This window comes from Enterococcus sp. 6D12_DIV0197 (assembly GCF_002174385.1).
Classification (GTDB): domain Bacteria; phylum Bacillota; class Bacilli; order Lactobacillales; family Enterococcaceae; genus Enterococcus_D; species Enterococcus_D casseliflavus.
This window is the reverse complement of the sequence record NZ_NIBN01000001.1, coordinates 158,594-171,705: the sequence shown is the minus strand read 5'-3', so window position 1 is coordinate 171,705 and position 13,112 is coordinate 158,594. Positions and strand designations below refer to the sequence as shown.

Below are 13,112 nucleotides of genomic sequence, written 5' to 3'. Positions count from 1 at the left end.
AGTAATAGTAGTAATAGGCTTGTTAGTAATGTGGATAACTCGAGAAAAGAGTGATTAGACTAACGAAAATGCCTGTGAATAACTTGTGGACAACTTTTTTGGTTCTTCTTTTCTTATCCACAGATCAGCTGAAGAGGATTTGTTTGATTTCAGCGATCTCATTTTTGATCGTGGGATCTGTTTCGACTAAATGCTGAATTTTTTCATGGGCATGAATGACCGTTGTATGGTCTTTGCCGCCAAATTCGCCGCCGATTTTTGGTAAAGAACTATCGGTCAATTCTCGAGAGAGATACATCGCGATCTGGCGTGGGACAACGATGCCTTTGACCCGTTTTTTCCCTTTTAGATCATTGACATGAATGTGATAGTATTTTGCGACTTCTTCTTGGATTTGCAAAATTGAAACTTGGGTCGAGCCATGGCTTGATTTCAAGGCTTTGATGGCTTCAGCTGCCAAGCTCGTTGTAATATCTGAGTTTTGCATCGTAGCAAAAGCTTGCACCCGCACGAGTGCTCCTTCAAGTTCTCGGATATTCGAATCGATCTGCCCAGCGATATAACTTAAGGTATCGTCGGGGATCTCCAAGCGTTCGGCTTCGGCTTTTTTCCGCAAAATCGCAGTCCGCGTCTCTAGATCCGGCGGGGTGATATCAACGGATAAGCCCCAAGCAAAACGGGAAACCAAACGTTCCGGCAAAGTCGGGATCTCATTTGGCAAACGATCACTTGTCAGGACGATCTGTTTATTATTGCGATACAGTTCTTCGAAAGTATTAAAGAATTCTTCTTGGGTTCCTTCTTTATTGACTAAGAATTGAATATCATCCACCAGCAAAAGATCAACATTGCGGTATTCGTTTCGAAAATCTTCCATTTTGTTCTTTTGAATAGAAGTAATGAAATCATTGGTGAAATTTTCACTACTAACGTACTTGATTTTGGCATTGGGGCGTTTCAGCAACATTTGATGACCGATCGCGTGCATCAAGTGGGTTTTCCCTAAACCAACGCCACCATAGAAGAACAGCGGATTATAAATAGACCCAGGATCTTCTGCAACAACTAAAGCAGCAGCGTGGGCCATCTGATTGCCTTTCCCGATGACAAAGGTATCAAATGTGTATTTTTCATTTAAGATCGATTTCGGCGGCCGCTCGTTTTCTTCTGCAGCTGTTTGAATAGTAGAAGGGGCTGTTTTTAAAGCTTCTGCTTCTTCGACAGTCACAAAACTAGGAATCAATTCTTCACCAGTTTTCATAAATCCCATTTCAACAATTTTGGCAGCTAGATTTTTTTCCCAATAAGATTTATGAAGATCGCTGGGTACTTCGATCAGCAGCTGATTTTTTTCAAACGACAAGACATTGGCAGTCTCGATCCAAGCACTATAACTGGCCGGATTCAGCTCTTCTTTAAAGGAACGTTGAAGATCTTGCCAAATAGAATCAGCAGATGGCATAAATTGTCCTCCTATAACTAAGAATAGATATAACTAAAATAGCACGGATTGAAAAAGTTTTCCACAGATTACGATAAAAAAGGTTAGAAAAAAATACTTTTCCACAAAACGGGATAAAAGAAAAATGGAAATGCACATGTTCGAAATCCGACTATCCACAGGTAGAAAAAGAATGTGCATAACTATAAAAACATCTCCTTTATCCACAGATTGATGTGAAGATCACGCCTTGGTAACACTAGGTTTTAGAGTAGTTATCAACAGCTAAAAAAGTGATTGTGGAAAACTTTTCTACAGGCTGTTTGTTTGTGGAAAAAGCCAAAATAACTCTGGGGAAAAAGTTATCCACAAAAATTGGCTATAAACAGCAAACCCACACAAATCAAAGGGATTGTGGATAAAGAATGCCTGATTTTGAGCAAACTTCTTATTGACAAACTAGTACTTGACTCGTTATACTATCAAAGTATGTCTGTGCGCATAAGCATTATCCTGATGGAGGTGGAAATAAATGAAAAGAACGTATCAACCAAATAAACGTAAACGTCAAAAAGTTCACGGATTCCGTAAACGTATGAGTACAAAAAATGGACGTCGTGTTTTAGCTAGCCGTCGTCGTAAAGGCAGAAAGGTTATTTCTGCGTAAGCCACTGAATGCCAGTGGTTTTTTTTTATGCCGTTTTTGCGGAATATAGTGTCTGACTTTTGGCAAATATGGTATTATTGACAGGTGAGTGGTTACGGATTCAATCCGTTTCGCGAAGCTTAATTGAAAGAAGTGAAGGAACCGAAGATGAGAAAATCCTATCGAGTAAAAACAGAGCAAGATTTTCAAAAAGTTTTTCAGGCAGGAAATTCTTTTGCAAATCGGAAGTTCGTGGTGTATGTCTTACCTAAAGAGCAATCACATTTTCGAGTTGGTTTATCTGTAGGGAAAAAAGTCGGTAATGCAGTGAAGCGAAATGAGATCAAGCGCAAAATCCGTGCAAGTTTAACGGAAATGAAGCCGCGAATCGAACCAGCGGTCGATTTCATCGTGATCGCCCGTCCAAGTATCGCCACTTGTTCCTCAAAGGAAATCTACTCGAATTTAGAGCATGTCTTAAAACTTGCCAAAATTATTCATTAATGGAAAGGAATTAGTTACGTGAAAAAAGGGAAACGCGTCTTACTATTTTTGGGAGTTCTCTCATTAGTAGTTGTCTTATCTGCCTGCGGTGCAACAGGTGAAGTAAATGCACAAAGTACTGGTCTATGGGACCGTTACATCGTTTATTATTTTGCAGAGGCGATCAAAGCCCTCTCCTTCGGCAATGCCGGGATCGGGATCATCCTCTTTACATTGATCATTCGGGTCATTTTGATGCCGTTGATGCACTTCCAAACCAAAAGCATGCGCAAAACGCAAGAATTACAACCGAAGCTAAAAGCGCTGCAGCAGCAATATGCGTCAAAAGATACGGAAACACAAAGCAAGTTAAAAGAAGAAACACAACGTTTGTATGCGGAAAACAATGTCAATCCTTATGCCGGCTGTCTGCCATTATTGGTACAAATGCCGATTTTGATGGCCTTGTGGCAATCGATCTCACGGGTTCCTGCTCTGCAAGAAGGAAAATTCTTATGGCTGCAGCTGGGTGATCGTGACCCATACTTCATCTTGCCGATTTTAGCGGCGCTCTTTACTTTTGCAAGTACTTACTTATCAAGTATGAGCCAAGTGGAATCAAATGCGAGTCTGAAAATCATGAATTTCGCTATGCCGATGATGATCTTACTGATGGGGATCAACATTGCCAGCGGTCTTTCCTTGTACTGGGTCGTTTCCAATGCATTCCAAGTTGTGCAAACAATGATCTTAAATAACCCATTCAAGATTCGCCAAGAAAGAGAAGAAGCTGCCCGCAAAGAACGCGAGCGTGAACGTGCGCTGAAAAAAGCAATGAGTCCTAAAAAGAAACGGAAAAAATAAGAGGAGGTTGCACTGCAATGCCGATTTATGAAAATCTGACAGTAGATGAAGCAATTCAAGAGGGATTGCAAGTCCTTGGTATCACCAAAGATCAAGCAGTAATCGAAGTCCTGGATGAAGGAAAAAAAGGCTTCTTGGGTCTAGGAAAAAAACAAGCACGGGTCTCCATTGAAAAACGAATCGTTGAAGAACCGACACCCGTTGAAGAAGTACCAGCAAAACCGCTGGTAGAACCAGATCCTGTGACGACAGAGGATGCAAGCAGTGTGATGGAAGCAGCAGCGAGCGAACCTGTTTTGCTGACGGATCTTTCAGATGAGGAAGCGCTGGCTCAGCTGGGACTCTATCTGACAAATATTTCAAAAGCATTGAATGCACCCGCCTTAGTAAAAACCGCTCGTCAAGACGGCGTGGTCGTCTTTCATTTAGAAACGCAAAAACAAGGCATTTTGATTGGGAAGCACGGCAAAACCTTGAATGCACTGCAATATTTGGCGCAAGTGTATATTCACCGCATCGCGAAAAACAAATTGTCGATTGTAGTGAATGTCGGAGATTACCGTGAAAAACGTCAAGCGATCTTAGAACGTTTGGCTAGCCGTACTGCTGAAAAAGTCAAACGAACAGGCCGCCCAGTCTTTTTAGAACCGATGCCGGCGTTTGAAAGAAAGCAGATCCATTCAGTTTTGAGTAAAGATGCGTATGTTCAAACTCATTCTGAAGGGGATGAACCGTATCGCTACTTAGTAGTGGAACCTGCGGACAAACGAATTTAATGAAAAAAGGGAAAGGCGGTCTGACAAGCCTTTCCCTTTTTTGATGGGAAAAAGCGATTGACAACAAATTTAAAACCAAGTATCCTTGACTAGAAATCATTCTTATCAAAGTCAACATACGTTACGTAGGTCAGCCTTTGGTATCAAAAAAGAGTCCGTATGCCGCGGACTCTTTTTTGTATTTTTCTTTGATGATAGAGGCAATTAGCCGCCGATGGTTGATTGAGTAAATTGAACCACTGTACCATAGGCAAAGATCTCAAGGAAGGTTTTGTCGCCTTCGACGATGCGGTCATGTTCGAAATGACAGTTGATCACTGCATTCGCTCCGTAGCTGTGGGCGGTTTCTTTTAAGCGATAGGTCACATCTGCCAACAGGTCGTTCAAATTCACAGATGTATCAAATAGATCTACTTCGATTTTGTCTGCCGCAAAGACGATATCCCGCACGACGTAAGGCCGATTCACGTTTCCTGTCGATAAAATGATTTCTTTAATGCGAGCAGCGCTGTTTGATGATTTGATGGTTTCCATAATAGATCCCTCTTTTCTTATTCTTTGCTTTTATTTTAAAGGTTTTTGCGGACAGATGCAAAATTTAAAAGTTTTTGAAGGAAGCTTGCGACTCACGCAAAAATGTGCTAATCTATTTCCAGAATTTAATTGACAAGCAGTCAAAGTGCTAAGTCTACTCGTTTTTATTGATTTTCAATCAATTTGACGGGTGGAGTGGGCACTTTTTTTATGTGAAAAAATAGGAGGAGCAAGCAACATGGCGAATATAACGCAAGAATTTGATACGATTGCCGCGATTTCCACCCCGCCAGGCGAGGGGGCCATCAGTATTGTGCGATTAAGCGGGGAAGAAGCGATCGCAATTGCGGATCGGATTTTTCAAGCAGGCACTAAAACCCTCGCCCAAGTCCCTAGTCATACGATCCATTATGGTCATATCGTGGACCCAGAAGAAAACCGTTTGATGGATGAAGTGATGCTATCAGTGATGAAAAAGCCGCGGACCTTTACCCGAGAAGATGTCGTCGAGATCAACTGCCACGGCGGGATTGTTGTCGTCAATCAACTCTTGCAGCTGGTTTTACGACAAGGCGCACGGTTGGCTGAGCCGGGAGAATTCACCAAGCGGGCCTTTTTAAACGGACGGGTTGACCTTTCTCAAGCCGAGGCGGTGATGGACCTAATTCGTGCCAAGACCGATAAGGCGATGAATCTCGCAGTCAATCAGCTGGATGGCAATCTTTCCCACTTGATTCGGACCTTACGCCAAGAGATCTTAGAGACGCTGGCACAAGTTGAAGTGAATATCGATTACCCTGAATACGATGATGTGGAAGAATTGACGACCCGCTTATTGTTAGAAAAAGCCACGATGGTCAAAGGGCAGATCCAAGCCTTATTAGCGACTGCCCAACAAGGAAAAATTTTGCGAGAAGGTTTGAGTACTGCGATCATCGGTCGGCCGAATGTCGGTAAATCCAGCTTATTGAACCATTTATTAAGGGAAGAAAAAGCCATCGTGACAGACATTGCTGGTACGACTCGAGATGTCATTGAAGAGTATGTCAATGTTCGCGGGGTACCGTTGAAACTGATCGATACGGCTGGTATCCGCGAAACAGAAGATGTCGTTGAGAAAATCGGGGTCGAACGCAGCCGCAAAGCATTGGCAGAAGCGGAGTTGATTTTGCTGGTTCTCAACCAAAGCGAAGGATTGACCCAGGAAGACAAACAATTGCTGGAGCTGACTGCTGGCAGCCGTCGGATCATCTTATTGAATAAGACCGACCTTGAGCCAAAATTAGCACCCGCTGAGCTAGCGCAGTACGCAGCAGATGAACCGATTTTTTCTGTCTCTGTGTTGACGAGTGAAGGCTTGGATCAACTGGAACAAGCCATTGCCGATCTATTCTTTGGGGGCAAGACCACTGATAAGGATGCTTCCTATCTTTCTAACACTCGCCACATTGCCTTATTAGAAAATGCCGTTCAGTCGTTGTCTGAGGTCATCCAAGGGATCGAAGCAGGAATGCCTGTCGACTTGGTTCAAATCGATATGACACGCTGCTGGGACTATCTAGGAGAAGTTGTCGGCGACAGTGTCCAAGATGAGTTGATCACCCAATTGTTCAGTCAGTTTTGTTTAGGAAAATAAAGAATGCGCCACTGGCGTAAAAAGGAGAACACCATGCAAGAATATCAAGCAGAAAGTTATGACGTGATCGTTGTTGGTGCCGGCCATGCCGGATCAGAAGCTGCCTTAGCAGCCAGCCGAATGGGGGCAAAAACCCTCTTGCTGACCATCAACTTAGACATGGTCGCATTCATGCCTTGTAATCCCTCCGTCGGCGGACCAGCAAAAGGCGTCGTGGTGCGCGAAATCGATGCTTTAGGCGGAGAAATGGGCAAAAATATCGACAAAACCTACATCCAAATGCGGATGCTCAATACAGGAAAAGGTCCCGCTGTGCGGGCCTTGCGGGCGCAAGCCGATAAACATGCCTATGCGGCTGAAATGAAACGAACGATCGAAAAAGAAGCCAATCTGACACTGCGCCAAGGAATCGTTGAAAAGCTGATCGTTGAAGAAGGCGAATGCCGTGGCGTCGTGACCTCTACAGGCGCTCGTTACCAAGCCCAAGCTGTAGTGATCACTGCGGGAACAGCGTTGCGAGGAGAGATCATCATTGGAGAGTTGAAGTATTCTTCTGGACCAAACAACTCCCAGCCATCGATTGGACTAGCCGATCATTTGAAAGAGCTTGGCCTAGAGATCGCTCGTTTTAAAACGGGTACACCACCGCGGGTGAAATCCAGCACCATCAACTATGAGGTAACGGAGATCCAGCCTGGCGATGAACAACCGAATCACTTTAGTTACAGCACACCCGATGAAGCCTACAATCAAAACCAAGAACCTTGCTGGTTGACCTATACGAACGAAGGGACGCACCAAATCATCAACCAGAATTTACACCGGGCGCCGATGTTTACAGGGATCGTCGAAGGAGTAGGTGCCCGTTATTGCCCATCTATCGAAGACAAAATCGTGCGTTTTGCAGACAAATCTCGTCACCAACTGTTCTTGGAACCAGAAGGGTTGAACACCGAAGAAGTGTATGTTCAAGGGCTTTCTACTTCTATGCCAGAAGATGTCCAAGTCCAAATGCTGCATTCCATCGCAGGTTTAGAAAAAGCGGAAATGATGCGGACGGGCTACGCCATTGAATATGATGTCGTGGTGCCTCATCAATTGCGTCCAACATTAGAAACCAAAGTCATCGAAAACCTCTTTACGGCAGGACAAACCAACGGAACCAGCGGCTATGAAGAAGCGGCCGGTCAAGGCTTGATTGCAGGCATCAATGCCGCTTTGAAAATTCAAGGCAAAGAACCCTTCATTATGAAACGCAGCGACGGTTATATCGGTGTGATGATCGATGATTTGGTGACCAAAGGAACCAATGAACCTTACCGCTTATTGACCTCTCGTGCTGAATACCGCTTATTGCTGCGTCATGATAATGCGGATCTGCGTTTGACCGAAGTGGGACATCAAATCGGGCTCGTCCCAGAAGGACAATACGAAGCGTATGTAGCGAAAAAAGAAGCTGTTGAAGCAGAAATCAAACGTTTATCTAAGATCCGCATCAAACCAACGCCAGAAGTACAAGCGTATTTGACTGCTAAAGGGACGGCTACCTTGAAAGATGGCGTTTTAGCAAATGAATTCTTGCGTCGGCCTGAAGTGACGTATGCCGAAATGCTACAATTTATCGAAGCCAATGAAGCATTGAAGCCAAAAGAGATCGAGCAAGTCGAGATCCAAATCAAATACGAAGGCTATATCAAAAAAGCCCTCGAAAAAGTGGAGAAACTCAAACGGATGGAAGCCAAACGCATTCCTGAAAACATCGACTATGCCGCTATCAATGGCTTGGCAACAGAAGCCAAACAAAAACTGCAAAAAATCCAACCCGAAACCATCGCCCAAGCGAGCCGTATCAGCGGAGTAAACCCAGCAGATATTAGTATTTTGATGGTGTATATCGAACAAGGGAAGATTGCCAAGGTTAACTAAAGACGGTTAATATTCTTTGAAAAACCAATTTATAAATGGTAAATAGAGTGTCAAAAGCCCGCTGCGAAAACAATTCGCAGCGGGCTTTTTTTTCTTAATAATAAAGTTATTCCACTTTTTCAATCGTAGTGGTTCCCCAATTCATGATGTTGCTGAGATGGACATAGCCATCGTACAAATTCAAGAAAATCGAGAAGGCACAGACGATATAGATCAATACATAAAAATTATTGGCTTTTTTGTTACGCCATAAAACAAAGCCATCTAAGATCAGTCCTAAAGGAAAAAGAAAGGAGCCGATTCCAGCTAACAGTAGCAAGAGCAGACTTTCATCTTTATCTGCTGCCATCGTTCTTTGGAGTAACGACAATTTTTCTTTCTTGTCGTTGATTTCTTGATTGTTGGTTTCGATCCGCTCTTTTAAGGCTTCGTTCTCACGTAAAAGCTCATCAATCGAGACTTGGTAGAGATCGCTCAACAAAATCAAATTCTCAATATCTGGATAGCCGCGCCCATTTTCCCATTTTGAAATCGACTGGCGTGAAATCTGTAATTTTTCTGCGACAGCTGTTTGCGACAATCCGGAAGACTCGCGACAGCTTTTTAATTGTTCTGCTAAAGCCAATGTATGCTCCTATCTGCTATTTAACAACTAGCTTCCCATTTGAGATCGTGGTTACGACACTCCCATTGGTAGTGATTATACCTGCTTTTTGCTTAAACGTACAGGTGGCTTTGGTGGACGTGTGAGTTAATGAACTAGAAGTGATACTTCCTCTGTGAGCAACTAAACTTAAATTCGAAGTGCCTGTAAATTGATTGCGGCTATTGACCGTTACATTATAACTAGCAGTCCAATTACCTGTGGATGTTTTTGACACACGATACGTTCCCGCTGCCAGATTTGCTCGGAATGACGGCAATTTTTCAATGGTCAAAATCACCTCGTTGCCTTCTTCATCTACCGTGACCAGCTGCTCATAGGGACTATCTGATGCTAAGTCATAAACGAGTTCAGGTTCTTCCACTGTCTGGGCGGCAGCTGGGAGAGCAAAGAGGAAACAAAGAAAAATAAACGGCACAAAAAATAATTTTTTCACAAACACCACTCCTTGTACTTTTAATAATTCAAGTATACAAGGTTTATTTAGTTAAAGAAAGTACAAGCTAGTTTACAGGGGTAACGGCTGGTTCACAACTGTTGCTAGATCAGCATTTCATAGACTTATTTTTTAGGATGTCGAGAAATTTTAAAAGTGATGGTTCATTCAAAAGGTCTTCGTTTTTTAGGTTTATTACAACGAACCTTAGCTTTTTAAAAGAAACGTCAAAGAAACGGTTGCTTTAGTTTTAATCAAACCTAGCTGTGAAAGGAAACAAAAAAGCGAAAGAGTAAGCAACGTTTCGCGCCGATAAAACGACAAACGTAAGACCTCCTTCCGCTTTTTTGCAGCCAATTTTATTCTCTCAAATCAATATCCTTTTGATGGTCGCCGTCTTTCTTATAAACGTTCACCACGGATTCTTTGTTTTCGGCGATTTCTTTGGCACGGGCGATGGCATCTGCCTTCTTGTCGAAATGGTCACTGGCACGTTTCGCCCCTTTAGAACGGACTTGCCATTGGTCGTCTTCATACACAACTTCTACATCCGCATCCATTAATTTTTCCGCATTCTTATTGGTTTGATGAGTATCGTCTTTTTGCGGATTTTTTTCTTTCTGAAAAGCTTTCTTCTCCTCTTCATCTGCATTTTCATACCATTTTTCTGCTTGACTCGTGGCGATCGGGATTGCCCGATCATCGGAATAGCCATCGGCTAGCAGGGCATTGGCGATATCGATCGCTTTTTTACGAACTAAGGGGTCTAGATTCTTCATTGACGCAGGATAATCACGGACATTCCAAGGCATTCTTTGTTTCCTCCTTTTTCTTGATCCAAGGTCATTTTCTTAGGGGTTCCCTTTTACAGGTACTACCAGTTACTACTTATTAGTTTACCCCCTTCTATAAAAAAGGGAAATTATTTGATTTCTGGTCAAAAATGAGGGCACTTTCTTTTTTCATTTTCTAATAAACGATGATTTATTTTTGTTAACAAAGCGTTATATTTCCCAAAAAAAAATGAATGGTTTAGAATTTTATTATAGAGAAAAGGAGGACGTAAGAATGAGTGAACCTATTTTGACTGATCCACGGAAACTTTATCACACGGGTAAATACAGCAAACAGGAACAAGATACGCCTGCTTTACAAGAAGAAATGCGACCAAAACCTGATTGTGGTGAAGAATCTTATGAGGGAAGTCAGCAGTTAGAAAACCGGCGTGTACTGATCACCGGTGGGGATTCTGGGATCGGACGTGCAGCAGCGATTGCCTTCGCCCGTGAAGGAGCAGACATTGCCTTACACTTTTTCCCAGGAGAAGAAGAAGATGCCGAAGAAGTTGCAGGGTACATCAAAGAAGCTGGGCGCAAAGTGATCTTGCTACCCTATGACCTGCGAGACGAAGCGGCACCACAAGAGATCGTTGACAAAGCGGTGGCAGCATTAGGTGGGTTAGATACATTAGTATTGAACGCAGCACAGCAAATCACGCGGCCATCGATTGCAGAATTACCGATTGAACAAGTGAAAGATACCTTTATGGTAAACATTATCTCCATGTTTGCATTAGTCAAAGCTGCTGAGCCGCACTTACCGGCTGGGGGAGCGATCGTGACAACAACTTCTGTCCAAGCCTTTAGTCCAAGTGCCCATTTAATGGATTATGCGGCAACCAAATCGGCGATCGCTAGTTTTACAGTCAGCTTGGCGAAACAATTTGCTGAAAAAGGAATTCGCGTCAATGGGGTAGCCCCAGGACCGATCTGGACACCATTACAGTTAGATCATGGCCAACCGCAAGACCAGCTGCCTGAATTTGGTCAGCAAGCGTTACTTGAGCGGGCAGGACAACCAGCTGAGCTAGCACCTGTCTATGTCTTTTTAGCTTCGAATAAAGCTAGCTATGTGACAGCACAGATTTATGGTGTTACCGGCGGAGAAGCCATCAACTTGTAAGCTTATCGAAAATTGGAGAAAAAGGAGGAGGTGTCCTATGAGTAAAGGGTGGAAAATCGTATCAATCATCGTTTCGTTGATTTTTATCACTGTCTTATTACCAATCGTATTAATGAGTAATCCTTATATGCAGCTGCCATTTGGTTTGGACAGCAGAGGCAATGTCGTCACGTATTTCTTTGACAACTTGTTTATGCGTCAATATATGTTTTGGGTAGCTGTTGTCTTGATCGCCTTATTCTTGATTGTGATCTTAGTCGTGCTTTTTTATCCAAAAACCAAAACGACCTTTGTTTTGAAAGAGGATAAGGGCGCATTGACGATCGATAAGAAAGCAATCGAAGGACTTGTACGTACGAAAGTAAATGAAAAAGAATTTGTTGAAGGACCAAAAGTTCATGTCAAGGCGACCAAAAATCGAATTTTGATTAAAATCAAAGGACGCTTGAAACGGACGTCTGCCTTAGTCGGCAAAACCGAAAACTTAATGGCGGAAATCCAACAAGATGTCCAACGAGTGCTTGGTTCAAGTGAGAAAGTCAAAGTCGAAGTCAACTACGCGAATTTTGAACAAAATGAGACTCCGGAAAACCCGCGAGTAGAATAGGAGGGCTATGATGAACGAACTACAACAATACAAAATCCCATTGATTTTTGGAGCAATCGGCCTTGTTCTGGCTGTGTTGTTTGTAACGATCGGTTTTTTCAAAACATTGCTGATTCTACTCCTAACAGGTTTGGGTTTTGCGTTAGGATTGTATCTCCAACGTACCGGTATCATCGACGAATTTTTTAACCAACAATAACGCATTTTAATAGGAGGAATTTTTAATGAATAACGATAAAAACGAATTAAACAATGATAAAAAAGTCAGCGCACATCCAGATCCAGTGGTTCCTAACACCAATCATCAAGCAAATGAAAATGCGATTCCAATGACTGAAGCACCAGATCCAGTGGTACCAAATGCTGAAAAAGCAGTAGCAGGACAACAAAACGGACCAAAACCAGGGGATCATCCAGCACCAGGAAATCCAAATCCAGCAGGACATCATCCAGCACCGCCAAAACCTGGTCACAACGATTTTGAAGGACCAACTGGCGACGCACCTGTTCATGGTTCATTGACCTATGATGACAAAGTGATCCAAAAAATCATCGGTATCGCATTAGAACACGTGGATGGTCTGTTGACGGTCGATGGTGGTTTCTTCTCTAACATTGCGGAAAAATTAGTCAATACAGACAATGTGACTGCCGGTATCAATACCGAAGTTGGGAAAAAACAAGTAGCCGTTGATTTAGATATCGTGGTTGAATATGACCGCAACATCCCAGAAATCGCTGACCAAGTCAAAGAAGTTATCCAAAAAGAAGTAACGACAATGACCCAATTAGAAGTTATCGAAGTCAACATCAATGTTGTGGATGTAAAAACGATCGCTGAATACGAAGAGGAACAAGAAACGGTTCAAGACAAAGTATCGTCAGCTGCATCTAAAACCGGCGACTTTGCTTCACGTCAAACCAACAAAGCCAAACATGCGGCTTCCCGCGCGTCTGATCGTATCGAAGAATACAACGAGCCTCGGGTGAAATAAAAAAGTTTCATATGAAACAAAAACAAGCATTGATCCTGTGATCAATGCTTGTTTTTTTGAGAAAAAAGCTGACCAGGAGGGTTGGCAGCCTCGCTGGTCAAGGAAAAATGAAAAAAGTTTTTTGGATTGAAATGAGTATAAT

Annotated in this window: 15 protein-coding genes; 10 read left to right on the top strand and 5 right to left on the bottom strand. The window is 42.9% G+C overall.

What is annotated here, in order from left to right:
* Positions 1 to 124 precede the first annotated feature (124 nt).
* A complete protein-coding gene (dnaA, locus tag A5867_RS00810; protein WP_015508676.1) occupies positions 125 to 1,462 on the bottom strand; it encodes a chromosomal replication initiator protein DnaA in 1,338 nt (445 codons plus the stop codon).
* Between the two features lie 511 nt (positions 1,463 to 1,973).
* On the opposite strand from dnaA, the gene rpmH reads away from it, so the two are divergent.
* From rpmH to jag, 4 genes are all read left to right on the top strand, one after another.
* A complete protein-coding gene (gene rpmH / locus A5867_RS00800; RefSeq protein ID WP_002356012.1) occupies positions 1,974 to 2,108 on the top strand; it encodes a 50S ribosomal protein L34 in 135 nt (44 codons plus the stop codon).
* A gap of 147 nt (positions 2,109 to 2,255) precedes the next feature.
* A complete protein-coding gene (gene rnpA, locus A5867_RS00795; RefSeq protein WP_015510644.1) occupies positions 2,256 to 2,591 on the top strand; it encodes a ribonuclease P protein component in 336 nt (111 codons plus the stop codon).
* 18 nt (positions 2,592 to 2,609) lie between these two features.
* Complete coding sequence (locus tag A5867_RS00790) at positions 2,610 to 3,434, top strand: YidC/Oxa1 family membrane protein insertase (RefSeq protein WP_010748469.1); 825 nt, start codon at positions 2,610 to 2,612, stop codon at positions 3,432 to 3,434.
* Positions 3,435 to 3,451: 17 nt separating this feature from the next.
* Complete coding sequence (gene jag / locus A5867_RS00785) at positions 3,452 to 4,210, top strand: RNA-binding cell elongation regulator Jag/EloR (protein ID WP_087626679.1); 759 nt, start codon at positions 3,452 to 3,454, stop codon at positions 4,208 to 4,210.
* Between the two features lie 204 nt (positions 4,211 to 4,414).
* Here jag and A5867_RS00780 read toward each other — a convergent pair whose 3' ends face one another.
* Complete coding sequence (locus A5867_RS00780) at positions 4,415 to 4,744, bottom strand: heavy metal-binding domain-containing protein (RefSeq protein WP_016608917.1); 330 nt, start codon at positions 4,742 to 4,744, stop codon at positions 4,415 to 4,417.
* A gap of 238 nt (positions 4,745 to 4,982) precedes the next feature.
* Between A5867_RS00780 and mnmE the strand changes: the two genes are divergently transcribed.
* Together mnmE and mnmG are read left to right on the top strand one after the other, a co-directional pair.
* Complete coding sequence (gene mnmE, locus A5867_RS00775; protein ID WP_074535553.1) at positions 4,983 to 6,380, top strand: tRNA uridine-5-carboxymethylaminomethyl(34) synthesis GTPase MnmE; 1,398 nt, start codon at positions 4,983 to 4,985, stop codon at positions 6,378 to 6,380.
* A gap of 33 nt (positions 6,381 to 6,413) precedes the next feature.
* Positions 6,414 to 8,306, top strand: coding sequence for a tRNA uridine-5-carboxymethylaminomethyl(34) synthesis enzyme MnmG (gene mnmG / locus A5867_RS00770; protein WP_087626678.1), 1,893 nt, complete (start codon positions 6,414 to 6,416; stop codon positions 8,304 to 8,306).
* Positions 8,307 to 8,412: 106 nt separating this feature from the next.
* Here mnmG and A5867_RS00765 read toward each other — a convergent pair whose 3' ends face one another.
* The 3 genes from A5867_RS00765 to A5867_RS00755 all read right to left on the bottom strand — a co-directional run bounded on the left by A5867_RS00765 (position 8,413) and on the right by A5867_RS00755 (position 10,218).
* Positions 8,413 to 8,931, bottom strand: coding sequence for a helix-turn-helix domain-containing protein (locus A5867_RS00765; RefSeq protein WP_005226263.1), 519 nt, complete (start codon positions 8,929 to 8,931; stop codon positions 8,413 to 8,415).
* 16 nt (positions 8,932 to 8,947) lie between these two features.
* Entirely contained in the window at positions 8,948 to 9,415 is a 468-nt protein-coding gene (locus A5867_RS00760) for a DUF5626 family protein (protein ID WP_034695231.1), read from the bottom strand.
* 350 nt (positions 9,416 to 9,765) lie between these two features.
* Positions 9,766 to 10,218, bottom strand: a complete 453-nt coding sequence (locus A5867_RS00755; protein ID WP_087626677.1) for a DUF2188 domain-containing protein — start codon at positions 10,216 to 10,218, stop codon at positions 9,766 to 9,768.
* Positions 10,219 to 10,474: 256 nt separating this feature from the next.
* Here A5867_RS00755 and A5867_RS00750 point away from each other — a divergent pair, with 256 nt between their 5' ends.
* From A5867_RS00750 to A5867_RS00735, 4 genes are read left to right on the top strand one after another with little or no spacing between them, the layout of a single operon-like run.
* Entirely contained in the window at positions 10,475 to 11,368 is an 894-nt protein-coding gene (locus A5867_RS00750; RefSeq protein WP_087626676.1) for an SDR family oxidoreductase, read from the top strand.
* 37 nt (positions 11,369 to 11,405) lie between these two features.
* Positions 11,406 to 11,975, top strand: coding sequence for an alkaline shock response membrane anchor protein AmaP (gene amaP, locus A5867_RS00745; protein WP_005226259.1), 570 nt, complete (start codon positions 11,406 to 11,408; stop codon positions 11,973 to 11,975).
* Between the two features lie 7 nt (positions 11,976 to 11,982).
* On the top strand, positions 11,983 to 12,174 hold the full coding sequence (locus A5867_RS00740) for a DUF2273 domain-containing protein (RefSeq protein ID WP_005226258.1): 192 nt from the start codon (positions 11,983 to 11,985) through the stop codon (positions 12,172 to 12,174).
* 25 nt (positions 12,175 to 12,199) lie between these two features.
* On the top strand, positions 12,200 to 12,970 hold the full coding sequence (locus A5867_RS00735) for an Asp23/Gls24 family envelope stress response protein (protein WP_010748461.1): 771 nt from the start codon (positions 12,200 to 12,202) through the stop codon (positions 12,968 to 12,970).
* The last annotated feature ends 142 nt before the right edge of the window (positions 12,971 to 13,112 follow it).